The sequence below is a fragment of the Bradyrhizobium sp. CIR18 genome (assembly GCF_014198295.1).
Classification (GTDB): Bacteria; Pseudomonadota; Alphaproteobacteria; order Rhizobiales; family Xanthobacteraceae; genus Bradyrhizobium.
In genome coordinates this window covers 327,471-349,122 of sequence record NZ_JACIHF010000006.1, presented here as the reverse complement: position 1 = coordinate 349,122, position 21,652 = coordinate 327,471, and the positions used below count along the sequence as shown (strand labels likewise).

At 60.6% G+C, this 21,652-nt stretch carries 23 protein-coding genes and 1 tRNA gene; 13 read left to right on the top strand and 11 right to left on the bottom strand.

The window, feature by feature from the left end:
- Positions 1-60: 60 nt before the first annotated feature.
- Entirely contained in the window at positions 61-1,332 is a 1,272-nt protein-coding gene (locus GGD65_RS21925; RefSeq protein WP_183236574.1) for an MFS transporter, read from the top strand.
- 1,208 nt (positions 1,333-2,540) lie between these two features.
- Here GGD65_RS21925 and GGD65_RS21920 read toward each other — a convergent pair.
- From GGD65_RS21920 to GGD65_RS21910, 3 genes are read right to left on the bottom strand one after another with little or no spacing between them, the layout of a single operon-like run.
- On the bottom strand, positions 2,541-3,413 hold the full coding sequence (locus GGD65_RS21920) for a hypothetical protein (protein ID WP_183236573.1): 873 nt from the start codon (positions 3,411-3,413) through the stop codon (positions 2,541-2,543).
- A gap of 3 nt (positions 3,414-3,416) precedes the next feature.
- Positions 3,417-4,490: a DGQHR domain-containing protein gene (locus tag GGD65_RS21915; protein ID WP_183236572.1), complete on the bottom strand. Its 1,074-nt coding sequence runs from the start codon at positions 4,488-4,490 to the stop codon at positions 3,417-3,419.
- 11 nt (positions 4,491-4,501) lie between these two features.
- A complete protein-coding gene (locus GGD65_RS21910) occupies positions 4,502-5,371 on the bottom strand; it encodes a site-specific DNA-methyltransferase (RefSeq protein ID WP_183236571.1) in 870 nt (289 codons plus the stop codon).
- A gap of 516 nt (positions 5,372-5,887) precedes the next feature.
- Here GGD65_RS21910 and GGD65_RS21905 point away from each other — a divergent pair.
- Both GGD65_RS21905 and GGD65_RS21900 read left to right on the top strand, forming a co-directional pair.
- Complete coding sequence (locus tag GGD65_RS21905; protein WP_183236570.1) at positions 5,888-6,523, top strand: recombinase family protein; 636 nt, start codon at positions 5,888-5,890, stop codon at positions 6,521-6,523.
- A gap of 695 nt (positions 6,524-7,218) precedes the next feature.
- A complete protein-coding gene (locus GGD65_RS21900; RefSeq protein WP_183236569.1) occupies positions 7,219-7,920 on the top strand; it encodes a hypothetical protein in 702 nt (233 codons plus the stop codon).
- Between the two features lie 98 nt (positions 7,921-8,018).
- Here GGD65_RS21900 and GGD65_RS21895 read toward each other — a convergent pair whose 3' ends face one another.
- On the bottom strand, positions 8,019-8,255 hold the full coding sequence (locus tag GGD65_RS21895; RefSeq protein WP_183236568.1) for a helix-turn-helix domain-containing protein: 237 nt from the start codon (positions 8,253-8,255) through the stop codon (positions 8,019-8,021).
- Positions 8,256-8,366: 111 nt separating this feature from the next.
- On the opposite strand from GGD65_RS21895, the gene GGD65_RS21890 reads away from it, so the two are divergent.
- The 5 genes from GGD65_RS21890 to GGD65_RS21870 all read left to right on the top strand — a co-directional run bounded on the left by GGD65_RS21890 (position 8,367) and on the right by GGD65_RS21870 (position 10,182).
- Positions 8,367-8,795, top strand: a complete 429-nt coding sequence (locus tag GGD65_RS21890) for a hypothetical protein (RefSeq protein ID WP_183236567.1) — start codon at positions 8,367-8,369, stop codon at positions 8,793-8,795.
- 228 nt (positions 8,796-9,023) lie between these two features.
- Positions 9,024-9,191, top strand: coding sequence for a hypothetical protein (locus GGD65_RS21885; RefSeq protein ID WP_183236566.1), 168 nt, complete (start codon positions 9,024-9,026; stop codon positions 9,189-9,191).
- A 44-nt stretch (positions 9,192-9,235) separates the two neighbouring features.
- Positions 9,236-9,418 carry a hypothetical protein gene (locus GGD65_RS21880; RefSeq protein ID WP_183236565.1) on the top strand — a complete coding sequence of 61 codons (183 nt, stop codon included), beginning with the start codon at positions 9,236-9,238 and terminating at the stop codon, positions 9,416-9,418.
- Positions 9,419-9,458: 40 nt separating this feature from the next.
- A complete protein-coding gene (locus tag GGD65_RS21875) occupies positions 9,459-9,689 on the top strand; it encodes a DUF6894 family protein (protein WP_409362755.1) in 231 nt (76 codons plus the stop codon).
- A gap of 307 nt (positions 9,690-9,996) precedes the next feature.
- The gene (locus GGD65_RS21870) at positions 9,997-10,182 is read left to right on the top strand and encodes a hypothetical protein (protein WP_183236563.1); all 186 of its coding nucleotides are present in this window, start codon (positions 9,997-9,999) and stop codon (positions 10,180-10,182) included.
- Between the two features lie 106 nt (positions 10,183-10,288).
- On the opposite strand, the gene GGD65_RS21865 is transcribed toward GGD65_RS21870, so the two are convergent.
- Together GGD65_RS21865 and GGD65_RS21860 are read right to left on the bottom strand one after the other, a co-directional pair.
- Entirely contained in the window at positions 10,289-11,992 is a 1,704-nt protein-coding gene (locus GGD65_RS21865) for a tyrosine-type recombinase/integrase (protein ID WP_246783374.1), read from the bottom strand.
- An 88-nt stretch (positions 11,993-12,080) separates the two neighbouring features.
- Positions 12,081-12,167, bottom strand: a tRNA-Leu gene (locus tag GGD65_RS21860).
- Positions 12,168-12,318: 151 nt separating this feature from the next.
- Between GGD65_RS21860 and GGD65_RS21855 the strand changes: the two genes are divergently transcribed.
- Entirely contained in the window at positions 12,319-13,284 is a 966-nt protein-coding gene (locus GGD65_RS21855; protein WP_092251411.1) for a complex I NDUFA9 subunit family protein, read from the top strand.
- A 137-nt stretch (positions 13,285-13,421) separates the two neighbouring features.
- Here the strand turns inward: GGD65_RS21855 and GGD65_RS21850 are convergent, their stop codons facing one another.
- The 3 genes from GGD65_RS21850 to GGD65_RS21840 form a co-directional block, all read right to left on the bottom strand.
- A complete protein-coding gene (locus GGD65_RS21850) occupies positions 13,422-14,162 on the bottom strand; it encodes an SDR family oxidoreductase (RefSeq protein WP_183236562.1) in 741 nt (246 codons plus the stop codon).
- Positions 14,163-14,165: 3 nt separating this feature from the next.
- Complete coding sequence (locus GGD65_RS21845) at positions 14,166-15,491, bottom strand: FAD-binding oxidoreductase (protein ID WP_183236561.1); 1,326 nt, start codon at positions 15,489-15,491, stop codon at positions 14,166-14,168.
- A 186-nt stretch (positions 15,492-15,677) separates the two neighbouring features.
- Complete coding sequence (locus GGD65_RS21840; RefSeq protein WP_179732544.1) at positions 15,678-16,484, bottom strand: undecaprenyl-diphosphate phosphatase; 807 nt, start codon at positions 16,482-16,484, stop codon at positions 15,678-15,680.
- 169 nt (positions 16,485-16,653) lie between these two features.
- On the opposite strand from GGD65_RS21840, the gene GGD65_RS21835 reads away from it, so the two are divergent.
- The 3 genes from GGD65_RS21835 (at position 16,654) to GGD65_RS21825 (ending at position 19,467) form a co-directional block, all read left to right on the top strand.
- Positions 16,654-17,346: a glutathione S-transferase family protein gene (locus tag GGD65_RS21835; RefSeq protein WP_018323471.1), complete on the top strand. Its 693-nt coding sequence runs from the start codon at positions 16,654-16,656 to the stop codon at positions 17,344-17,346.
- Positions 17,295-18,470, top strand: coding sequence for a tRNA epoxyqueuosine(34) reductase QueG (gene queG, locus GGD65_RS21830; protein WP_183236560.1), 1,176 nt, complete (start codon positions 17,295-17,297; stop codon positions 18,468-18,470). The genes GGD65_RS21835 and queG overlap by 52 nt, the downstream gene beginning before the upstream one ends.
- A 199-nt stretch (positions 18,471-18,669) precedes the next feature.
- Entirely contained in the window at positions 18,670-19,467 is a 798-nt protein-coding gene (locus GGD65_RS21825) for an acyl-CoA thioesterase domain-containing protein (RefSeq protein WP_092251405.1), read from the top strand.
- A 102-nt stretch (positions 19,468-19,569) separates the two neighbouring features.
- Here the strand turns inward: GGD65_RS21825 and GGD65_RS21820 are convergent, their stop codons facing one another.
- Positions 19,570-20,037, bottom strand: a complete 468-nt coding sequence (locus GGD65_RS21820; RefSeq protein WP_018323473.1) for a nuclear transport factor 2 family protein — start codon at positions 20,035-20,037, stop codon at positions 19,570-19,572.
- A gap of 28 nt (positions 20,038-20,065) precedes the next feature.
- Positions 20,066-20,854 (bottom strand): carboxylesterase, encoded by a 789-nt coding sequence (locus GGD65_RS21815; RefSeq protein WP_179732536.1) that lies wholly within the window; start codon positions 20,852-20,854, stop codon positions 20,066-20,068.
- A 246-nt stretch (positions 20,855-21,100) separates the two neighbouring features.
- Here GGD65_RS21815 and infC point away from each other — a divergent pair, with 246 nt between their 5' ends.
- Positions 21,101-21,640 carry a translation initiation factor IF-3 gene (infC, locus tag GGD65_RS21810; RefSeq protein WP_080670072.1) on the top strand — a complete coding sequence of 180 codons (540 nt, stop codon included), beginning with the start codon at positions 21,101-21,103 and terminating at the stop codon, positions 21,638-21,640.
- The last annotated feature ends 12 nt before the right edge of the window (positions 21,641-21,652 follow it).

The window sequence follows — 21,652 nt, the reverse complement described above, 5'->3', positions numbered from 1 at the left end:
ATTCGCCCCGGCTCACCCCATCTGCCAGTCTCTTCCTCCACTCGCCGTGAATCGAGCCCCATGACCGACCAGACGCTCGCCGCGCCTATCGACGATCAATCGGACCGTCCGCGCGGCTTTTCGCGCTACCAGTCCCTGCTCATCGCGCTGCTCGCGTTCACGCAGTTCACCATCATCCTCGACTTCATCATCATGTCGCCGCTCGGCGCCATCCTGATGCCCGCGCTCGACATCACGGCCGGCCAATTCGGCGTCGCGGTGTCGGCCTACGCGTTCAGTGCGGGCATTTCGGGCGTGCTGGCCGCTGGCTTTGCCGATCGCTTCGATCGCAAGCGCCTGCTGCTGTTCTTCTATGTCGGCTTCACGCTCGGGACCCTGCTCTGCGCGATCGCGCCGAATTATCATGTGCTGCTGCTCGGCCGGATCGTGACCGGATTGTTCGGCGGCGTGATCGGCTCGGTGGTGCTCGCCATCGTCACCGATTTGTTCGCGCTGCATCTGCGCGGCCGCGTGATGGGCTTCATCCAGACCGCGTTTGCAGCAAGCCAGGTGCTCGGCATTCCCGCCGGCCTGTTTCTCGCCAATCACTGGAGCTGGCACGTCTGCTTCATTGCGATCGTCGTGGTGTCGATCGCGGCGATCGCCATCATCGCCTTCGCCATGGAGCCGGTCGACGCGCATCTGAAGCGGAAACAGGACAAGAACCCGTTCCACCATCTGATCTCGACCGTCGGGCAGCCGCGCTACACGCTGGCCTTCTTCGTCACGACGCTGCTGGCGACCGGCGGCTACATGCTGATGCCGTTCTCCAGCGCCTTCACCGTGCACAATCTCGGCATCGACATCACGCATCTGCCGACGATCTATCTCGTCTCAGGCCTGTTCAGCATCGTCACGGGGCCGCTGGTCGGAAGGGCAAGCGATGCGTTCGGCAAATACCCGACCTTCGTGTTCGGCAGCGTGGTGTCCGTCATCATGGTGCTGATCTACACCCATCTCGGCCACGTCACGCTGGTGACCGCGATCCTCGTCAACGTGCTGATGTTCGTCGGCATCTTCTCGCGCATGATCCCGTCGCAGGCCCTGATGTCCGCAATCCCGGATCCCGACCAGCGCGGCTCGTTCAGCGCGGTCAGCGCCTCGCTGCAACAGCTCTCCGGCGGCCTCGGCTCGGTGCTCGCGGGCGCGATCATCACGGAAGGGGCGGATGGCTCGCTGATCCATTTCGACCGGATCGGCTACGTCGTCGTAGCATCGGCGATCGTCTCGCTGGTCGCTATGTATTTTGTGCAGAGGGCGGTGGCGGAGCGGACGGGGAAAAGGGTGGTGTGAGGGAAACGGGACGAACTGGCGTACCAGGGGACCGTCGCGACGGCGATGCAGCAATCGCCGCTCCGCTATCCTCGCGGATCGGGAGCCGTCTTAATTTGCGTCCGAATTCCGCAAAATGGTGCCCAGGAAAGGAATGCGACTTCGGCCGCGCCAGATATTGAAATCATAGGATTTTTTCTTGTCGACGGCAACAGTGTTACATAGTCGTGTAGCGCTCATAGAGGATTTTCTAGAAATCTAGAACTGACGCCGGCACCGGTCTTCGGCCAGTCTCGCCGCGCTTAGTGGCATTCACGCCGAATGTCGCCCTGGACCGTTGGTCCTGGTCCAGGGATTTCGACAACGCTTTTGTCTGCGTGGCAGAAAGACAATATTCGGCTATCGCTCAACGAGTTGTGCAGACTGGGGGAGGGCAATCAGCGCGACATTTGTTATATCCAGCATCGCAAGCCGATGAAGGGAGCTTGCATTGCACAAACCCGTTGGAGCATTTGTCCAAGCACTTATTCCTTGCGTCTGTCGCAACGCAAGTTTTCTGCTGTGCCAACGCTGATCCGCTCATCATCGCAATCAGGAAGGCAGTCCAAATCGCAATCTTCATGACTTCCTCCTATTCTCGATAGTGGCAAGGAGGCGCAATTTAGACGCAATCAACGATTGGTTGAATTGGTCAAACTAGCGCAGGTCACACGGACATCTTCACGAAGCGGCGCTCGCGCATGAGTATTATCTTCTCGGATCTCGGGACTCTGATTTAGGGCCCGAAATACAAACCCATTGGATCTTGAACCTCGGCTGCGAACTATCAACGCCGGCGATACTGCCGCCTGTGGCTTTATTCAGAGCAGCTCCGGCTCCTACGCATTCGTCTTCAGATGAGTACCCAGTAATGGTCGATATACCGGGCGCCGCTTGCGACGTAACAAATAAAACCAAAACCCAGGTCGCCATGTTGCATCCCTCTATAGGTTCCCGCAAAAACTATGCATCGCGATGGGCTGCTACATCAATCCGGGGACGGTTCGCTGTTCTTTGCCCGATGGTGTAACCGCACCGCAGTCGCTGTTTGGGCTGGAACCGACAGCCGCCACAAAGATTGGCAATCTCCTCAAAATTCTCAATGCCGTCAGTCTCAACGTAGACGTTGATCGATGGCTGAAAGATCCTTCGCGTAGATAGAGCGAAGGAGCGCTTATGGACGCAGCAGACTATTGCCCGCACCGGAAGCAATTGTCCGGCATCTCTTTGAGGTCTCCAAATCGCAGGTCCGAGATGAAAAAGCGCGTGCAAAGGTCAAAAGCCATGGATCGCGCTAACTCACGTAGCCGTTCAAATATCAATATGTCGGAGTAAAAATCATCGGACGCATCCAAGTTCGACTTCAACTCCCTCACAAGGTTCAGATTTGACGAGGGCTGGAGAAGGTCGTCGATAAACGTCCAGTGGCCGAGCTCGTAGAGGATTCTATTGCGCTCTGGCGAATGTGCTCCCAACCGACTTTCTCGAAGAAATTGTAGGCCAGAATTTCGCGAATCTGGGAATGCGCACACATTGAGTATTCGGGTCAGTATGCCCCAGATGTCTTTTTGCTGCACTTGATCGCTAGTCCATTTCATCAAACGAACGGGGTCGACGTGGTCCGAATAATCCTTTGCAAACCTTCGCCGGTGGTCTTTGGACCCGTATTGAGGGAAATAATCAACCAAATAGCTTTTCTTCCGGTACGAAGTTACATGCACGCCGAAAAAAGCAGCGATGGCCTTCGCGTGAAGAAGCGAGGCGTGGTGAACATCAACCAGCGACCACGTGGACCGTCCCGCGGCGAACGCTGAGATAGCAACTAAGGACACGTGCTCCGCCTTCATGTACAGGAGCATGCTGTCATGTATATAAGACTGAAAGCCTCCGGGCAGCGAGATTATCTCGTGCCCGGCGTCACCTATCGCGTCAACGTAGTTCTCTAGCCAAGTTTCCGCACACAAGCTCGCATCTGACACGTCGACTTGGTAGGGTGGCGCCAGCGGTAGAGATTCCAGCAGAATCGACCACTGACGCTCCCGCACGTTGTTCAGTAATGCCATCGATCAGGCTAGCCGAATACGCGCTTTGTCCGCTCCGGCTGTAAGGGATCGCTGGAGATCTACCCGAAGATCGTTCCCTGCCTCGATTTCTGCTTTGCTACCCGAGCCATACGAATTCCAGCTAGCGAACTCGAAATGCGCGATTGGCCTGAACACCTTCACAATGTCCTCAACAGCAAAACTGGCTTTTGAGCGCTGAAAGGTCTCTTTAAAGACGTAATCGAAGACATTGAACAAGGCGCCGAACCCCACCGTTTGGAAGAAGATAGGTTTCGCCTTCGACCATTCGCCGGGAAATACAACCTTCAGGGCGCGAAAATAGTTCTCTAGAATGGCTTTCTGCTCTTCAAATGTGTAGATGTTGAGCAGGCCCCGTTCCGGGTGCACCAGCGGGCTCACCTTCCGAACGAAGTTAGTCAAAGACACCTGTCCCGGTCCGGGCGACGTGGTGACCACAATTCGGTTGGAGAAAACCGAGTCTGGATCCTTCCGTAAAGCACTTCCGAGCTCCGCCGCAATTTCCGCAGCCACGTCGCTCGGCTTCTTCCGTGAAGGTAGATGTTTGAGGAGCTCATAGACGATAGCGGTCGGCACCCCCTTGGCCTCACGATTGACGGTTATGAATTGCTCGATCTCAAACTCAACCTCCTGGCCAAGAACCGCAACCACGGAGAGGGGGATGTCTTGCCCATTTTCTGCTGCGAGGTGTGCGCCCGCGAGTCTGTGCTGACCGTCAATCACCCACCCAACATCCTTTCCGGCAGGAATACTCAGCTTCTCCGTCTTCGCGGAGTAAGTGGCCTTGGGCAGCGATATTAGAATCGACGTCGTGATCGGATGTCCGGCCTCAATGTAGTCTGCTACGGCCTTAACCCGGGACCCTGAGAGGGTGCGTTGATAGCCCTGCTCCTTGTCTTCAATCATTCTGTTGATCGACACAAAACTCCAAAGCACGCTTGCTTCCATCGCGAAGGCGCAGAGTTGCACATCGTTCTGTTCAAAGCCGATGGCTTTCACCTGTAAGGCCGTGGCAAGCCGCCTGCTTTGTTTTCCGGTAACCTTGGCGGGACGGGCCATGCTATTTCCCTTCAGTTGCTGGCGAAGTGCGGCGGCCTCTGGGCCACCGCGGACTTGTCGCTTGGTACATACAGCGCTTGTCCGATTGGGCGGAACTTCAGTTGCCCGGCCTTTAATTCGAGAAGCCTCTGATGGGCCAACTTCACGTAGGCTGCATTTTGGTCGCATCCCACGAACTTTCGCTTTTCATGCACAGCAGCAATTGCAGAAGTGCCCGAGCCCATGAAGGGGTCTGCCACCATCCCTCCTGGTGGGCACAGGGCCTTTACAAGTCTTTGAACGAGCGCCACGGGAAATTGGCAGGGGTGTGCTGTCTTTTCTACGTGGTGCGCATTGACGTTCGGAATTTCCCAGATGTCCGAAGGATTCTTCCCCAGGGGATTTCCGCTCCATTCGCCTTTGCGTGGGCCCTTGTAGTGCTTCTTACCGGGGTATTTCTGCGGCACTCGCACCGCGTCCAGGTCAAAATAGTAGTCGTCACCCTTGGTGTACCAAAGAACGGTTTCGTGCCTGCCGCTAAACCGTCGACGAGCGTGCTCTCCGTGGCCGAAGGTCCAAATGATCCTATTTCGTAGGAAGAGCTCTTCGTCTTCCGCGAACGTTCCATAGACAATCGCGTCGAGCGGCACACTGACGCCGCCGCGGACGTGATGACCGACCTGCCAACAGAGGCTTCCACCCGGCTTGAGTACTCTAACAAGCTCAGGGAGTAGGCGCAGATGAATGCTCTTGAAATCCTGAATGCTTAGGGAGGTGTCGTATTCCTTGCCCATGAAGTACGGAGGCGACGAGACCACCAAATCAACAGAGCCAGTTTTGACCTTAGCCAAAAAATCGAACGCGTCTGCTTGATGCAGCTTGGCCCCCGCAACCTCGATCAAGTGTTTTCCCCTAGATGTAGTCAAGCGTGCGCATGGTATAGCTCAGGCCGAGCTTATTCATAAAGTAGTAAACAACCTGATGCCGCGTTGATTCAGCTAGCAATTTCTCTGCGAGAGCCACCCCGGCCGGAATTCGATCACAGGTTAAAAATTCGAGCCGTCACCTCAACGGTCACACTCGGCGAATTCCCCCGTGCCGGCGCCCCCAATTCACAGCAAAGCGAACTCTCAGGCGACGCGACGTGGAATGGGAGTGCGTTACGTTCAAGCGCCGGACGATGCATCTTCTCGCCGCTCAGACGCTGCGGCATTTGTCTTGATGGGTGCCCGCTTTAGAGCGGCCGCAAGTCCGGCATCCTGTCAACGGGGCCGCGCCGCCACTAAGCGCAATGTCCGCTAGGGTATACCCTTTCGGCTACTCGATAGGTCCGCGCAAAAGCGTCCGTTAGGGTTGTTTTCTTTAAACGGACGTGTTATTCAACGGACATAATCCTATCGGACAGCAGGAGCCAACCCATGGCTGTGATCTTTTACGCCCGGGTCTCGACGGCAGACCAAACCATCGAACATCAGCGTCAGCAGGCAGAAGCGGCCGGTTTCAAGATCGACCGCCTAATTGCCGATCATGGCGTCTCGGGCGTCAGCACGGCCCTGGCAGAGCGACCGGAGGGGAGGCGCCTATTCGATATACTCCGCAGCGGGGACACGCTGGTGGTCCGTTGGGTTGACCGCCTCGGACGCAATTACGCGGACGTATGTGACACTATCCGACAGTTCATGCGGCAAGGAGTCGTCGTCCGAACGGTGATCAACGGACTAGTCTTCGATGGCGCGACGAGGGACCCAATGCAGCAAGCTGTGAGGGACGCGTTGATCGCTTTCATGGCAGCAACAGCACAGGCCAATGCGGAGGCTATGAAAGAAGCTCAGCGCGGCGGAATTGCTTTGGCCCGGTCAATGGACGGCGCGGCCAAGTATCGGGGCCGCAAGCCAAGCTATAGCGAAGAGCAGTTCTCAACTGTCTGCGAAATGTTGTCTGTTTCGGCTGGTATCGGCCAGATCGCCAACGCTACAGGGCTTAGCCGGCAGACCATCTATCGGATCCGTGATGACCGAGCGGGCGCCCAGGGCGCCTTGGCACGATGGGGATGAGTAGGGATGCCGACGCCGCGCGGACATCCGGCCCACGCCAAGAACAGCCGCCTAAGGTTTGCCTATCTGCCTACACAACCTCAAGTACTATTAAAATGGAAATTCAAGCAAAAATACCTCAGTTATTTCAATGACCTGTGACTACGCCGCTATTGAAGACCCCAAGGACTTGCCAGCAATGGTCCCTTAAAGCCGTCTTGGGACATTCTGCCCCCTCGAATTACTCCCCGGACCTGTTTGTGTGGAAGCGGGCCTGGAGGCAAACCCTTCGGGATAGGGGTCTTCGGAGGTGAAGCTGGAAATGCAAGTCTCAGGGAAATTCTGCTAGCTACCTCAATGGGTTGATTTATGCTCCCTATAGACGCAAGTGTTCTACTAGAACTCCCGAGGGCGAATTCTCTAACATTCACAATAGCCTGCGGGTAGCTCCATTATGAAGGTCTCGGATTTAACAGAGGTCTTGGCCTAGGTGGCTTCGGGTCTCGGGTAAGCTAAGGGCACACAAACGACCCTTGAAGGCCGAAAACCTTAATTATCCCAGAGGCCTGTGAGTACCTCACTATTGAACCCGGAGGCATCTAACAACCTCTGGGCTCCCGTGCGGCACCACCTCTGTCGTGCACTTCTCGAAAACACCTTCTACGGCCACCTTAGCGGCCACCACGCCACCCAACATCAGCCAAAGGAGAACCACAATGGCGAAGCTTCCGCCGGACCGAACCCGCATGCCTGCCTATCCGCCCATGTCGAAGGAGGGGTATGAGGCGCTGTGCACCTATCTCGACCAAGCGCTGGCTCATCGAGCCGACCCCTCGAAGCCGAAGCCTGATCCTTCATTACTTTGGGTTGGGATACCGCAGGGATCTATTTTAGCACTTACTCCTGAGCTAGGGATTCAGGTGAAAGACACCGGCCCTGAAGGCACCCTTCGGAGCCCCCGTTACGTAGACCCTGAGGCGGTCGTCATCATCCGTCTACTACTGCTTGCTGGCGGATCGATAGGTCTGAACCGCAAGGAGATGGATCAACCCGGCCGGAAGGATTACCCGCACCTCCGGTGGTGCATCGCTGGGCAGGACTACAAGGTGCCCCTGCTACGGCTGATCGCGGACACCCAAGCTGGCCATCAGACTCCAAGCGGAGACAACCACTACTACCTCCGGAGGGCGGACATACCCGACCGTGAGGTGCACCAAACAAGCTCCGACCTCACCCGAGAAGGCAAGCCAACAAAATCGCCCTACTTGGACCGCGACGACGCCATGAACCTCGCATGTCGGCTGCTCTGCCAGAATGCCGATCGGATCGACTTTGAGGTGACACCCGAGGAGCTACGGCGCCGAATAGCCCAGGCATTCTTCCTCCTCGACCACCGCCCCCTAAAGCGCTCCTCCTGAAGAGGCGCAATGCAGATCGACTCTCACCTGTGGGGTCGGCACTACGGTCGGGGTCAGTGCTCAGAGTGACCTAGCACTGACTCCGGCCAAGATTTCTACTACCCCCGGGTCTTCTTATGGGAGACAAGGAGTCGGTCCGGGGTAGTCTTCAGAGCACGCGCCAAGCGGGCCAGGACGATGATGGTGCAGTTGCGGGTCCCACGCTCAACCTGACTGACATAGGTGCGGTCTAAGCCGGCCTCTAGGGCTAGATCCTCTTGGGACAGCCCGAGACCCTTGCGTGCTCTCCGCACGGCCACCGCCACGACATCAACAATGCCTGTCTCGTCTTCCATCCATGAGAGCAGGCCGCCATGATGACTTTGGGTCTACGGACTATGAATCCCATTTTCTGGTTGAGACTTGATGACTATCGTCTACAATCGAGCGGCAATGAGGAGCGCACGATGACGAGCACCGAGAGCGCCGCCCCAAAGTCCGGTGAAGACGATCCCATCAAGGTCCTCTTCGACATGGCCAGCTACTGGGCCACCATCTGGAGCCTCATCGCGCTCTGCCTCTGGTTCGAACATGAGGTGCTCAAGCGGCTGGATATCGAGTCAGGTAGCGTTCGGGTTGCCATTTTACTCGTGAGCACACCGGCCATATTCTTGGCGACGGTCACTCGCATTCAGAAGAATCCCAAAGCGCGGCTAATTTTGGAGCGGGCCCGTTACGTCGTTGTCTTGGTCGCTGCGGCCTTACTCGGTGCCTATCTTCACGCGAACCACAAAGACGATTCGTATGAGAGCGCCCTGCGGGATGGCGCTGTGCTGGCCTGCTCAAAGATGGCGGCCTGCAAAGCGGCAGCAACCGAATATGCCAACACGCGCTGAGAGCTAAACGGATATCGGCTTACGGGCACAGACCGGACCATCTCAGCTCAATGTGACAGGGCCGCTCGTGACCCTGGCCGATGCCGGCGCGGTCTCTCTGGTTGCGGGTGCAGCCTCAAATGGCCGAGTTGAATTCGGTAGCGGCCTAAACCGCTTAGGGAACTTATTAACCTATGATACACTGCTGCCTAATCGAAAGGCAACGCTATGTGTGCAAGGTGCGTTCAGTTGGACGAGAAGCTCCAGCACTACCGCAGGATTGCTGAACGGGTAGGCGACAAGCTTACCACCGCAGCCGTCGAAAATCTGGCCGAGCAATACACGGCTCAAAAACTGGCGATGCACCCGAAGCCTGAGGAACCGTTCTTAGGTAGGAGGGTGGAACACTTGGACTGAAAGTACATTAATCGACATGAACGACCAATTCAGGGATTGGCGTCATGGGTATCGAGCGTATGCACCCACCGCGCTACTGGCAGATGCGAGCGGAGGAGTTTCGAACCAAGGCGGACAATTGCGAGTATCCTGAGACGAGGAATAGCCTGCGCAACGTCGCCAAGACCTACGAGGAACTCGCCCGCCGCGCCGCCCAAATCCGCACCGTCCAAGACGCAGCAGAGTAGCCGGTTAGGAACTGCGACGACTAACCTGTGTTAATCGGCAATGCCGCGATACTTCTTCAACGTTCATAGCGCCGAGCCGAGCACCGATGACACAGGAGAGGATTTGCCCGACGACGAAGCAGCGTGGCACGACGCTACGCTCTTTGCTGCCGAAGTCTTGAAGGACATCGACGGGAGGTTTCGCCCTGGACAAGAGTGGTCGCTAGAGGTGACAGACGAAAACGGTAAGCCGATCTTCTTCATCAACATCGGATCTAGGAAAATGGAGTAAGGCCATCTCAGTAAACGACGTCGTCGTATCCAGTCGTTGAGCCAGACCTCAATAAGGTCAGGAGGCGACATGACGCCTATGGGAATTTTCATTTTTCGGCCGGACGTCCTGACGGACAAGAGAGCGATAGAGGAAGCCCGCCGGGTCGTAGCTGAATCTTTGAGGGTCCTGAAGGACCATCCGCCCCCGGACACATTTTTGGGGCGTCAGACTCACGAGCCGGCGCCCTTGCCCGGCGACGAAGAGAATTTGTAACTGGCATATTTTCATTTCTGAGCGCACGCTGGTTCCAGGCAGGAACCGGCAAATGACGCTGGATGAGCAGATCGCCCAAGCACAGCGCCACGTTCACAGTGGCAGGCTGATCCTTGAGCGTCAGCGAGCGATTGTTGCCCGCCACGGAATGCAAACCTCAATCGACCTCCTTAAACTGTTCGAGCAGACACAGCAGATTTTCGAGTCGGACTTAGCCAATTTGCTCGACAGGAAGTAAGACCGTCTCAGTTAGCGGCCTCGTTCATTGTCGTGTCGAGCAATTCCACTCGCGGCCGCATAGCCGACAAGCCCACGCTCCGAGATGATGGACCGCTTTTAGCCCCCTAGGCGACACTTTGGCCCGAACGGGTTTCTGAGCTAGTGGTGGCCAATACCACATCGATGGCCGGAAACCGAGCTATTGCGTTCGCCTTTGCCTTGATGGTCACGTCCCCGTAACTCTCAGAGACATTGCGCGGCGCATGTCCCTGGATGGCATCTAGAACGCGCGTCTCAACGCCCTGCTCAATGCCAACAGTCTTGAAGCGATGGCGCCAACCGTGGCTCGGATCAACGTTCTTATCCTTCACCACCTGACGCACGAACTCATTGACCTTATTACGCGCCGTCTTGACCGCGGTGCGAACGCCTAACTCACCGGCCTTGGGGTCGATGAAGAGATAGCCGCCCTTCGATTGCTCCGCAAAGGCCAAGAAGCCTTCCTGAATAACTTGCCGATGGAGCACGACATCTCGCGCTTCATCCGTCTTCACCGGCCCCGCCTCGGGCGTCACGTGCAGCACCCAGAGCTTGCCTTCGCGCCGAAGGTCCTCCTTGCGAACCTGGATCATCTCGCCCACGCGGGCACCCGTGAACGCGCACAGCCACGGCACCCATCGCTTGGCAGCCACTAGCTTCGGTGCTTCTCGGCCCGGCACGAACTCGCGAGCGTGCCTCAGGATGGCGATAGCCTCCGAATCATAGAACCCCTTGGGCCGGAGCTTGCGTGGCTTGCCGACCTTGATGGTGATCCCTTCGGCCGGATTGCTGGGCAGCCTACGATTGACCACCGCCCACCCGAACAGTGTCTTCAGGCCCGCGAGATCGCTGTCCTTCACGGTCTTCGGGCTAATGCCGCTCTGCACGCGATAATCCTTGAAGCGAACGATATCCTCCGGTGTCACCCGGCTCGCAGTGTCATGCTTCAGGAATGTCAGAAGACGCACCATCGAGTTGCGATAGCTCTCATAGGTGCTCTGCTTGCGCCCTGCCAGCTTGGCTTCCTTCCACCAGTCCTCGACCAACCCGGTGAGGGAGTTCTTGGAGGCGCCCCGCTTTGGCTTCTCCTTCAGTGCGCCTTCAGGCGCCCGCCAGTCCGGGAAGCGGTCGGCCTTGAGGTCCGGCGCATAGTCCCCTCCCGCATTGCGCTGGCGGCTCATGAAAGCGTCCCGCAACGCCATCCAAAAAGCGACCAGCAACATGGCGCGCGTTTCGCTGTCCACGCGGCGAATGCCCTTTGTCAGCAAGAGGCGGTCCACGATAGGGCCAAGCGGCTTCTCCAAGTGCTTGGGGTCGCCATCCTTGCCAACCTTCTCCCACATCGCCACGACGGCCGCCCATTGGGCTTCCTCCTCGTCCTGGCTGTCGGTGTCTGGCGCCCAGCCAACTCCGGGCGTGTGCACCATGGCGACACTCCGGGCGCGGCTCTCGCTGTCCGCCCAAACGCGATAGAGGTCGCCGGCCAAGGCCGTCGCCTGTCGGTGGGTCAGATGTACGGGAGCGTCGTTGCGGAGTGCCGCCCAGACGGATTCCAGATAGGCCGCCGCGAGCGCCTGACGCGTTTTGACCTCGCTAGGCTCCGTAGTGCGAAGGGAGAACCGGACGGCCTGTGCGCCCTTGCTAGGCGTCACGAAGACGAAGCCATCACCGAGCGGAATCGCGAGTTCAAAGCCGACCGCTTTGCGCCGGACATCAGCCGGAATGCGCTGCACGAATAAAGGAAAGCGAGATCCATCCCGGCGCATCGGCCGCACAACCCTGAACAGCAATGTTACACCCCATTGTTACACAGTCGGGGCCAACGCAACACTCTGAAAGGGCTTATCTATCTGGATTTGTTTGCGATCCAGAATTGTATGGTGCCCAGGAAAGGACTCGAACCTTCACGGCCGTTAAGCCACTGGCACCTGAAGCCAGCGCGTCTACCAATTCCACCACCTGGGCATGCCGTTTGGGGCACGGAGGCGGTTACTACGGTTCGGTGACGCCGTTGTCAATTCATGCGTGACCCGGGTTTGGGGATGCCGATTGCGCATCGCAAACCGGCCCGATACAAGCCTGACAAGACGCACTCTTTTCCGCAGGAACGGCTCCCATGGCATCGAATCTGGACACGCTCGTCACGGTTTTCGGCGGATCGGGGTTTTTGGGCCGGAATGTCGTCCGCGCGCTGTGCAAGCGGGATTACCGGGTCCGGGTCGCGGTGCGGCGGCCGGAACTCGCCGGATACCTCCAGCCCTCCGGCAAGGTCGGGCAGGTCCATACCGTGCAGGCGAATTTACGCTATCCGGCCTCGGTCGAGGCGGCGCTGCGTGATTCGCACGTCGTCATCAACCTCGTGGGCGTCCTGACCGAGAGCGGCGCGCAGACCTTTGACGCGGTCCAGGCCAAGGGCGCCGAAACCGTCGCCAAGGCGGCGGCCGCGGCCGGCGCCAGCCTGGTGCATGTCTCGGCGATCGGGGCCGATGCCGAATCGCCCTCGCGATATGCCAAGGCCAAGGCGGCCGGCGAAGCCGCGGTGAGGGCAGCGGTGCCGTCGGCGACGATCTTCCGCCCCTCCCTGATGTTCGGCCCCGAGGACCAGTTCACCAACCGTTTTGCCGCGCTGGCCCGGATGTCGCCGGTGCTGCCGCTGATCGGCGGCGAGACCAGGATGCAGCCGGTCTATGTCGGCGACGTCGCCACCGCGATCGCGGACGCCGTCGACGGCAAGGCCAAGGCGGGCGCGACCTACGAGCTCGGCGGGCCGGAAGTGCTGACCATGCGCGAGATCATCGAGGCCATCCTCGAGATCACCGCGCGCAAGCCGGCGCTGATCCCGCTGCCGTTCGGCCTCGCCCGCTTCCAGGCGAACTTCCTGCAATTCGCGCCGGGCGCCTTCAAGCTGACGCCGGACCAGGTCACCATGCTCGAGCGCGACAATGTGGTGTCGGACGCGGCCAAGGCCGCCGGGCTCACGTTGGAAGGGCTCGGCATCACGCCGGATTCGCTGGAAGCGATTGCCCCGCAATATCTCTGGCGCTTCCGCGCCGCCGGTCAGTTCCAGCGTATGAGCGTGTGAGGGTGGTTCGACCTCTCCCGCTTGCGGGAGAGGTCGATCGCGAAGCGATCGGGTGAGGGCTCTCTCCTCTTGGGGGTTCTCGGCCGCGGAGAGACCCCCTCACTAACCCTCAGTGCACCACCGGCGCGGCCGGCGACTTAGAACTTCAGCTTCTTGAACACCGCTTCCGGCAGCGTCTTGATGATCAGCATCACCAGGCGCCATTTGCCGCTGACATAGACGACGTCGGTCTTGTTCTCGACTGCCCGGAGAATGGCATCGCCAACCACCGGCGCTTCGACGGTGAGCGGGCCGATCAGCTTCATGCCATCAGTCATCTTGGTGCGGACGAAGCCAGGCTTGACCGTGACGACATGCACGCCGCCACGACTGGCGCGGGCGCGCAGGCCCGACAGGAAGGCGGAGAAGCCAGCCTTGGCCGAGCCATAGACATAGTTCGAGGCACGGCCGCGGTCGCCGGCGACGGAGGACACGCCGACAAGCGTGCCGGTGCCGCGGCCTAAGAATTTTTCGGCGAACAGGCCGAGGATCAGCGACGGGCCTTCGTAGTTCGAGCGCATGATCGCGGTGGCGTGGGCGAGATCGCTCTCGGCATTTTGCTGCATACCGAGCAGGCCGACGATCGAGATGACGACGTCGGGCAATGCCGGCAGGCCGTTCACAAAGCTTTCGAACGTGGTGGTGTCGAGCACGTCGAATTTGTAGAGACCGACGTCGACATTGTAACGCGCGCGCAGATCGGCCGCGTCAGGCTCCAGCGCGGCGACGTCGCGGCCTGCGAGGCCGGCATCGTAGCCGGCTTTGGCAAAGGCACGCGCGGCGGCGCGGCCGATGTCGGAGGAGCCGCCGAGCACCAATACAGATTTGCGTGACGTCACGGCCTAGACCTCATCAAACAGACGCTGTGAAAGTTTCGAGCGGATGTTGCCGGCGGGATCGAGCGATTTGCGGATCGCGTTGAAACGCGGCACGGCAGGATAGCCCGCCGCGAAGGCCGCACGCGACTGGCGTGCGTCTTTCGCCAGATACAGCCGGCCGCCGGCCGCGACGACCAGCCGATCGATCTCGTCGAGGAAATTCAGGATGTCGCCCTTCACCGGGAAATCCAGCGCCAGCGTGTAGCCGGGCAGCGGGAACGACAGGATGCCGTCGCCCTGTCCGAGCTTCTTGAGCACGGCGAGGAAGGAGGCATCGCCGCGCCGTGCGACGCGATCGAGTATATCGCCGAGCACGGCGCGCGCGCCGGCTTGCGGGATCACGCATTGATGCTGCAGGAAGCCGCGCTTGCCATAGATGCGATTCCACTCACCGACGCTGTCGAGCGGAAAGAAATACGGATAGAGCGAGACCACATGGCTGCCGCCGGCGCGCCGCGCGCCCATGCGATAGTAAAGCTCGTTGAAGGCGCGGACACTGGTGCGGTTAAGTGCCATCGACGGCAGGTCGACCGGCACACTGAGGCGAGACTTCTTGCCGACCGGAAATGCATCGACGCCTTCCGCCAGTTCGCCCCTGCCCGCGTGCTCGCCGAGATAGATCAGCGAACGGCCGAGATCGCGCCCGCGTGCCGCGCAATCGATCCAGGCCACCGAATAGGTCGCGGCATCCCCCGCCTCGAGCGCGCGCATCGCGGCATCGAGATCGGACGCGGAGATCACCCGTTCGCGGATCCACCCGGTCTCGACCCGGCGCAGCCGCATCGTCGCTTCGAGGATGATGCCGGTCAGGCCCATGCCGCCGACGCTCGCGAAGAAGGCGTCGGAGTTCTGCTCGCGCGAGGCCTCGATGACTTCGCCCTGCCCGGTGCGCAGCAGGAGGCTGTCGACGTAGCGGCCGAAGCCGCCCTCGCAATGATGGTTCTTGCCGTGGACGTCGGCGGCAATGGCGCCGCCGATCGAGACGAAGCGGGTGCCGGGCACGACGAAGGGCAAAAAGCCACGCGGGCCAAAGGTGTCGATCAGGTCCGAGAGGAGAACCCCGGCTTCGAGGCGGATGCGCCCGGTTGCCGGATCGAACGACCTGACCCGGTCGAAGCCGGTCATCGCGACGGTCCTGACGGCGCCGATCGCGGCATCGCCATAGGCGCGGCCATTGCCGCGCGCGACGGTGCCGGCCGAGACAGCCTCGCCGACCGCCGCGAACGAGCGCGGGCGCAGCACGTCGCTATCGACGACCGGGAACCGGCCCCAGCCGCTGACGAGGGTCATGGCTCAGCTCCTGTGCCGGGCGCGCGCCGCCCCGCGTTGGAACTGACTACCGATCAAAAGCTTATTTTGCGTTGAAGGCCTGGTGGAGTCGTAGCCCGGATGGAGCGCAGCGCAATCCGGGGATCCTGCCACAAGGAACGCTGGCCCCGGATTACGCTGCGCTTCATCCGGGCTACAGGCCTACACCTACCGCCCCAGCGCCAGCGCGATCAGGCCGAGCGTGCCGACGATGACGCGCCACCAGGCGAACACCACGAAGCCGTGGCGGGTGACATATTCCAGGAACGTCTTGACCACGATGATCGCGGTGATGAACGACACCACGAAGCCGATCGCGACGATGCCCATATGGTCCATCGTCATCTCGGAGCGGCTCTTGTAGAAGTCGTAGGCGAACGCACCGATCATGGTGGGGATGGCGAGGAAGAACGAGAACTCCGCCGCCGCGCGCTTGTCGGCGCCGAGGAACATCGCGGCTACGATGCTGGCGCCGGAACGCGACACGCCCGGGATCATCGCCACGCACTGCGCGATGCCGATATAGAGATACATCAGCAGCGGAAACCTCGTAGCGTCATGCTCGCGCGGCTTGAGATCGAGCTTGTCGACCCAGAGCAGGATGGCGCCGCCGACGATCAGCGTGAAGCACACGACCCAGGGATTGAACAGCACGCTCTTGATGTATTTGCCGGCGACGAGGCCGACGATCACAGCGGGCAGGAACGCGACCAGCACGCCGAGCACGAAGCGGCGCGAATAGGTGTCGCCCGTGAAGAAGCCGATCACGACATCCCAGAGCTTCTTGAAGTACAGCCCGACGATCGCGAGGATCGCCCCGAGCTGGATCAAAACCGTAAACGAATCCCAGAAGGCGCCTTCGCCGAGATGGAAGAAGCGTTCCGCGAGCAGCAAATGGCCGGTCGAGGATACGGGAAGGAACTCGGTCACACCCTCGATGATGCCGAGGATCACTGCCCGTATTGCGTCTGACATATTTACGGTCCATTTCGGCTGGAAAAGCGGGGCCCTTCTCGCCTATTCGTCCCCATGCCGCAATCGCAAAATGCGAAATCACGCCCTTGCCTCGCGGTTTTGAAGGACTAGTGTGGCGCCGCACAAACATTGATGGAATCTTAAGCACCATCAAATAGTCAAAGGCTTCATGTTTACGCTGTTTCATCATCCGTTCTGTCCGCATTCGCGTTTCATCCGCCTGATCGCGGGCGAATATGGGCTCGACCTCAAGCTGGTCGAAGAGCGCAGCTGGGAGCGGCGCGAGGCGTTTCTGTTGCTCAATGCGGCAGGCACGACGCCTGTGATGGTGGACGACGAGCAGCCGCCGATCCCGGGCGCTGCGATCATCGCCGAATATGTCGACGAGGCCTATGGCGCCGAGATGGGACCCAAGCGCCTGATGCCGGAATCCATCGGCGAGCGCGTCGAGGTGCGCCGGCTGATGGCCTGGTTCAACGAAAAATTTTTCGAGGAGGTCTCGCATCCTCTCGTCACCGAGCGCATCTACAAGCGCTTCATGAGCGAGGAGAACGGCGGCGGGCCCCCTTCGGCCGACGTAATGCGCGCCGCCAAGGCCAATGTGCGCTATCATCTGGCCTATATCGGCTGGCTGGCGCAGACCCGTAATTTCCTCGCCGGCGACCGGCTCACTTACGCGGATCTCGCCGCCGCGGCGCATCTCTCGGCGATCGACTATCTGGGCGACGTGCCATGGAGCGAGGACGACGCAGCAAAGGCGTGGTACGCGCGGGTGAAGTCCCGCCCGTCGTTCCGTCCGCTGCTGAGCGAATGGCTGGCCGGCGTGCCGGCGTCGCGGACCTACGTGGACCTGGATTTCTGAACTCCGATCCGACTGAACTGAAGGCGGCGCTCACGCGCGAGGCGCGGGCGCTCGGCTTCGACTGCATCGGCATCACGAAGCCAGGCACGATCGAGACCTCCGGAAAATACTTTCTGGAATTCATTGCCTCCGGCGGTCATGGCGACATGGACTGGCTCGCCGCGCAGCCGGAGCGTCGTGTCGATCCGCGCGGGCTGTGGGCTGACGTGCGCTCGGTGATCATGCTCGGGGTCAATTACGGCCCGGACCAGGATCCGCTCGCGATTCTCGAGCAGCGCGCGCGCGCGGCGATCTCGGTTTATGCGCAGGGCGACGACTATCACGATCTCATCAAGAAGCGGCTGAAGGCGCTGGCGCGCTGGCTGGTCGCGACCGCGCCGTCGGACGTGAAGGTGTTCGTCGACACCGCCGCGGTGATGGAGAAGCCGCTGGCGCAGACCGCGGGTCTCGGCTGGCAGGGCAAGCACACCAACCTCGTCTCGCGCGAATTCGGCTCGTGGCTGTTCCTCGGCGCGATCTACACCACGCTGGAGTTGCCGCGCGACGCCGCCGAGATCGATCATTGCGGCTCGTGCCGGGCCTGTCTCGACATCTGCCCGACGGCGGCGTTTCCCGCGCCCTACAAGCTCGATGCGCGGCGCTGCATTTCCTATCTCACCATCGAGAACAGGGGACCGATCCCGCACGAGTTTCGCAAAGCCATCGGCAACCGCATCTATGGCTGCGACGATTGCCTCGCGGCGTGTCCCTGGAACAAGTTCGCGCAGGAGGGGCGCGAGGCCAAGCTCGCCGCGCGCAGCGAATTGCGCGCGCCTGGTCTCGCCGAGCTGGCACGCCTCGACGACGCCGCGTTCCGCACGCTGTTCACGAAGTCGCCGGTGAAGCGGATTGGTCGCGATCGGTTCTTGCGGAATGTGCTGATTGCGATTGGTAACTCGGGCGAGGCGGCGCTGGCCGAGGAAGCGCGACGGTTGCTGGAGGATGCGAGCCCGCTGGTGCGTGGCGCTGCGGTGTGGGCGCTGGGGCAGTTGCTAGGACGGGAAGAGTTTGAGGCGATGAAGGGCGCTGCATTAGATCACGAACGCGACGACAGCGTGCGCGAGGAGTGGCAGACCGTCGCCTAACCCTCGGTGTCATTCCCCGCGAAGGCGGGGAATCCAGTACGCCGCGGCTTCTCGACTCAATCACCGCGGTCTCGGAGTCTGGATCGCCCACCTTCGCGGGCGAAGACACCTGTTGTTGTGGCGATAGCTTGCGCGGCCTGACTCTCACGACGGCACCACCACCCTTGATTTCCCCGCGCGTTTCTTCAATCTCGCGCGCATGACAAACCTGCCTTTCTTCACCCGCAACAGCGATACATTCCATCCGACGGAAGCCGCCAACGGCCCATGGGATCCGAAATCGCTGCATGGACGCGTCGTCGTCGGGCTGCTCGGCTTCGCCATCGAGGAGCGCCATTCGGGTCCCGAATTGGTGCCGGCGCGGCTCACCGTCGACATGTTTCGGCTGCCGACCATCGACAAGCCGATCGAGGTAACGACGCGCCTCGTGCGTGACGGCCTGCGCATCCGCGTGGTCGAAGCGGAATTCGTCTCCGGCGGCGTTAGCATGGCGCGGGCCTCGTGCCAGCTGCTGCGCAAGACGCAAAATCCTGATGGCAATGTCTGGTCGCCGCCGAACTGGGACGTGCCGAAGCCGGCCGACATTCCAAAACCCACCGATCCCAGGCTCGGCATGAACGGCAAATGGACGACGCGCCCCATTGTCGGTCATATGGGCTCGCTCGGTCCGCGAAAACTCTGGATGAGCGAGGTGCGCGAGCTCGTCGCGGGCGTGCCGATGACGCCGTTCGTCCACGTTGCCACCGGCGCCGATTTCGCCAGCCCCTTTGCCAACGCCGGCGACAACGGGCTCGGCTACATCAACAGCGACGTGACGATCTATCTGCATCGCTTGCCGGTGACGAACTGGATCGGCTTCGAGGTGGTGAACCATCACGCTACCGACGGCGTCGCGATCGGCGAATGCTGGCTTTATGACGAACAGGGTCCGATCGGCACCGCGACGGTGGCCGCGCTGGCGCAGCGCAAGCCGATGGCCAATCCTTCGAAGCGATAGGAGCTTGCCGTCATTCCGGGGCAGCCCGCAGGGCTGAACCCGGAATCTCGCGCAGCAAGCTCGAGATTCCGGGTTCGCGCTCCGCGCGCCCCGGAATGACGACTAGGCGAGATGCCGCTGCATCTCCGGCCGCGCCTTCAGCGCCGCGCCCTGCTTGGCGACGATCTTGGCAATCCGCTCGGGTGCGAACTTCAGGTCGATGAATGCCGGCGCGGTATTGGCGACCTCGTGATAGCTGACGATCTTGCCGCCGTTCAGCGTCATGATCGCAACGCCCTCGAACATCGCCCGCGCACCGCCAGCTTCCGGCAAGATCGAGCGATAGCTGAAGGTGTAGCGCGCATAGAGCGTGGTGCCGTCGGTGACGGGATCGTGCATGTCCCAGCGGAAATCGGTCGCCGTGCGATAGAACCAGTCGTCGATCATCGCGGCGATCTTCTCGCGGCCTGCGAAAGCGCCGTAGAACACGTCGTGATAGACGCCGTCCTCGGTGAACAGCTCGGCGAACGCTTTGCCGTTGCGCTGCTCGACCGCATCGCAGAAGGCGCGCAGCATGGCGGTGGTGGTCATTGATTGCCTCCTGAAGGAAGAAGGCACTTCACCCGATCTCAGCCACCGCGGCAAGAATGCGCGCGATGTCTTGCGGGCGCGAGAGGCGGTGATCGCCGTCCTGGATCATGGTCAGCACGACGTCGTCGGCCGGCAGGCGATGCGTCAGCGCAAAAGCGTGCTGCCAGGGGACATCAGGATCCTTCGCACCTTGCAGGATGCGGACCGGGCAGCCGAGATCGATGGCGCTGCCGAGCACGAGATGATTGCGGCCTTCCTCGATCAGGTTCCGCGTGATCGGATAGGGCGAGCCGTCGCCATATTCGGATGGCCGCAGCCAGAGACCCTTGGTCTCGATCTCCTGCTTCACCGCCGGCGAAAAATTCTTCCACATCAGCTCCTCGGTGAAGTCCGGCGCTGGCGCGATCAGCACCAAGCCCGCGAGCGAGGCCGCGCCGGATCGCTTCCTGATCTCGCGCGCGAGCAGCAGGGCCATCCAGCCGCCCATGGAGGAGCCGATCAGGACCTGCGGGCCATCGCAGAACCGTTCGAACACCGCCACGCACTCCTCCAGCCAGCGTCCGATGGTTCCATCGGCGAAATCGCCGCCGGATTCGCCGTGACCGGAATAGTCGAACCGGACCATGGCGCGGCCGTGGTCTCGGGCCCAGGCGTCCAGTGCCAGGGCCTTGCTGCCCTGCATGTCCGATTTGAATCCGCCGAGCCAGACCAGCCCGGGCCCCTGCCCGCGCCGGCTGCGCACCGCGATCCTGCGTGCTGACGGGCCCTCACCCACGTCGATGGTATCGAGTACGGCATCGGGAATTGCATGGCTCATGGAACGTTTAACCTGGCTGCGCGGTTTGAGCTGTCGGGTCGTCTTCCGCAGCGCCGGAGACCGGCATTGTCCCTTTGGGACGCTTGCGGAACGGAAGCAAGGTGTCTATGTCGGTCAGCGTGCCCAGGCGTGGCCGAAATACCTCGCATTTGAGGGTTTTTCGTTTCGCGCAGGAGCGAATTGCTTGCCGGCAAACGCATCTTCCTGCAAAATAGCAGCCTCTTTCACAACTTTGGAGAACCACCCATTCGCCGTCCCAATAAAGCCCCGCCCGTCGCCAGCAAAGATGGGCCGCGCATCAATGATGATATTCGCAATGCGCAGATCCAGCTGATCGATCAGGCCGGTGACAACAAAGGCACGGTCGAGACCGTCATGGCCATCCGGATGGCCCAGGAAGCCGGCATGGATCTGGTCGAGATCTCGCCGAACGTCAGCCCTCCCGTCTGCAAGATCATGGACTACGGGAAGTATAAGTATTCGGCCCAGAAAAAAGCCGCCGAAGCCCGCAAGCGGCAGAAGATCGTCGAGATCAAGGAGATCAAGCTCCGCCCGATGATCGACGACCACGATTACGACGTGAAGATGCGCGCGATGCAGCGGTTCTTCGAAGAGGGCGACAAGGTCAAGATCACGCTGCGCTATCGCGGCCGCGAAATGGCGCACCAGGAGATCGGCACCAAGTTGCTCGACAAGATCAAGACCGACGTCGCCGAGCTCGCCAAGGTCGAGCAGGACGCCAGGTTCGAGGGCCGTCAGGTCGTCATGGTTCTGGCGCCGCGCTGACGCCGGTTGTTT

What these genes read in the sequence shown, in the direction of transcription:
- GGD65_RS21925 (WP_183236574.1), top strand. Translation starts at nt 61, where the DNA reads ATGACCGACCAGACGCTCGCCGCGCCTATCGACGATCAATCGGACCGT.
- GGD65_RS21920 (WP_183236573.1), bottom strand. Translation starts at nt 3,413, where the DNA reads ATGGCATTACTGAACAACGTGCGGGAGCGTCAGTGGTCGATTCTGCTG.
- GGD65_RS21915 (WP_183236572.1), bottom strand. Translation starts at nt 4,490, where the DNA reads ATGGCCCGTCCCGCCAAGGTTACCGGAAAACAAAGCAGGCGGCTTGCC.
- GGD65_RS21905 (WP_183236570.1), top strand. Translation starts at nt 5,888, where the DNA reads ATGGCTGTGATCTTTTACGCCCGGGTCTCGACGGCAGACCAAACCATC.
- GGD65_RS21900 (WP_183236569.1), top strand. Translation starts at nt 7,219, where the DNA reads ATGGCGAAGCTTCCGCCGGACCGAACCCGCATGCCTGCCTATCCGCCC.
- GGD65_RS21895 (WP_183236568.1), bottom strand. Translation starts at nt 8,255, where the DNA reads ATGGAAGACGAGACAGGCATTGTTGATGTCGTGGCGGTGGCCGTGCGG.
- GGD65_RS21890 (WP_183236567.1), top strand. Translation starts at nt 8,367, where the DNA reads ATGACGAGCACCGAGAGCGCCGCCCCAAAGTCCGGTGAAGACGATCCC.
- GGD65_RS21880 (WP_183236565.1), top strand. Translation starts at nt 9,236, where the DNA reads ATGGGTATCGAGCGTATGCACCCACCGCGCTACTGGCAGATGCGAGCG.
- GGD65_RS21875 (WP_409362755.1), top strand. Translation starts at nt 9,459, where the DNA reads ATGCCGCGATACTTCTTCAACGTTCATAGCGCCGAGCCGAGCACCGAT.
- GGD65_RS21870 (WP_183236563.1), top strand. Translation starts at nt 9,997, where the DNA reads ATGACGCTGGATGAGCAGATCGCCCAAGCACAGCGCCACGTTCACAGT.
- GGD65_RS21855 (WP_092251411.1), top strand. Translation starts at nt 12,319, where the DNA reads ATGGCATCGAATCTGGACACGCTCGTCACGGTTTTCGGCGGATCGGGG.
- GGD65_RS21845 (WP_183236561.1), bottom strand. Translation starts at nt 15,491, where the DNA reads ATGACCCTCGTCAGCGGCTGGGGCCGGTTCCCGGTCGTCGATAGCGAC.
- GGD65_RS21840 (WP_179732544.1), bottom strand. Translation starts at nt 16,484, where the DNA reads ATGTCAGACGCAATACGGGCAGTGATCCTCGGCATCATCGAGGGTGTG.
- GGD65_RS21835 (WP_018323471.1), top strand. Translation starts at nt 16,654, where the DNA reads ATGTTTACGCTGTTTCATCATCCGTTCTGTCCGCATTCGCGTTTCATC.
- queG (WP_183236560.1), top strand. Translation starts at nt 17,295, where the DNA reads ATGGCTGGCCGGCGTGCCGGCGTCGCGGACCTACGTGGACCTGGATTT.
- GGD65_RS21825 (WP_092251405.1), top strand. Translation starts at nt 18,670, where the DNA reads ATGACAAACCTGCCTTTCTTCACCCGCAACAGCGATACATTCCATCCG.
- GGD65_RS21820 (WP_018323473.1), bottom strand. Translation starts at nt 20,037, where the DNA reads ATGACCACCACCGCCATGCTGCGCGCCTTCTGCGATGCGGTCGAGCAG.
- GGD65_RS21815 (WP_179732536.1), bottom strand. Translation starts at nt 20,854, where the DNA reads ATGAGCCATGCAATTCCCGATGCCGTACTCGATACCATCGACGTGGGT.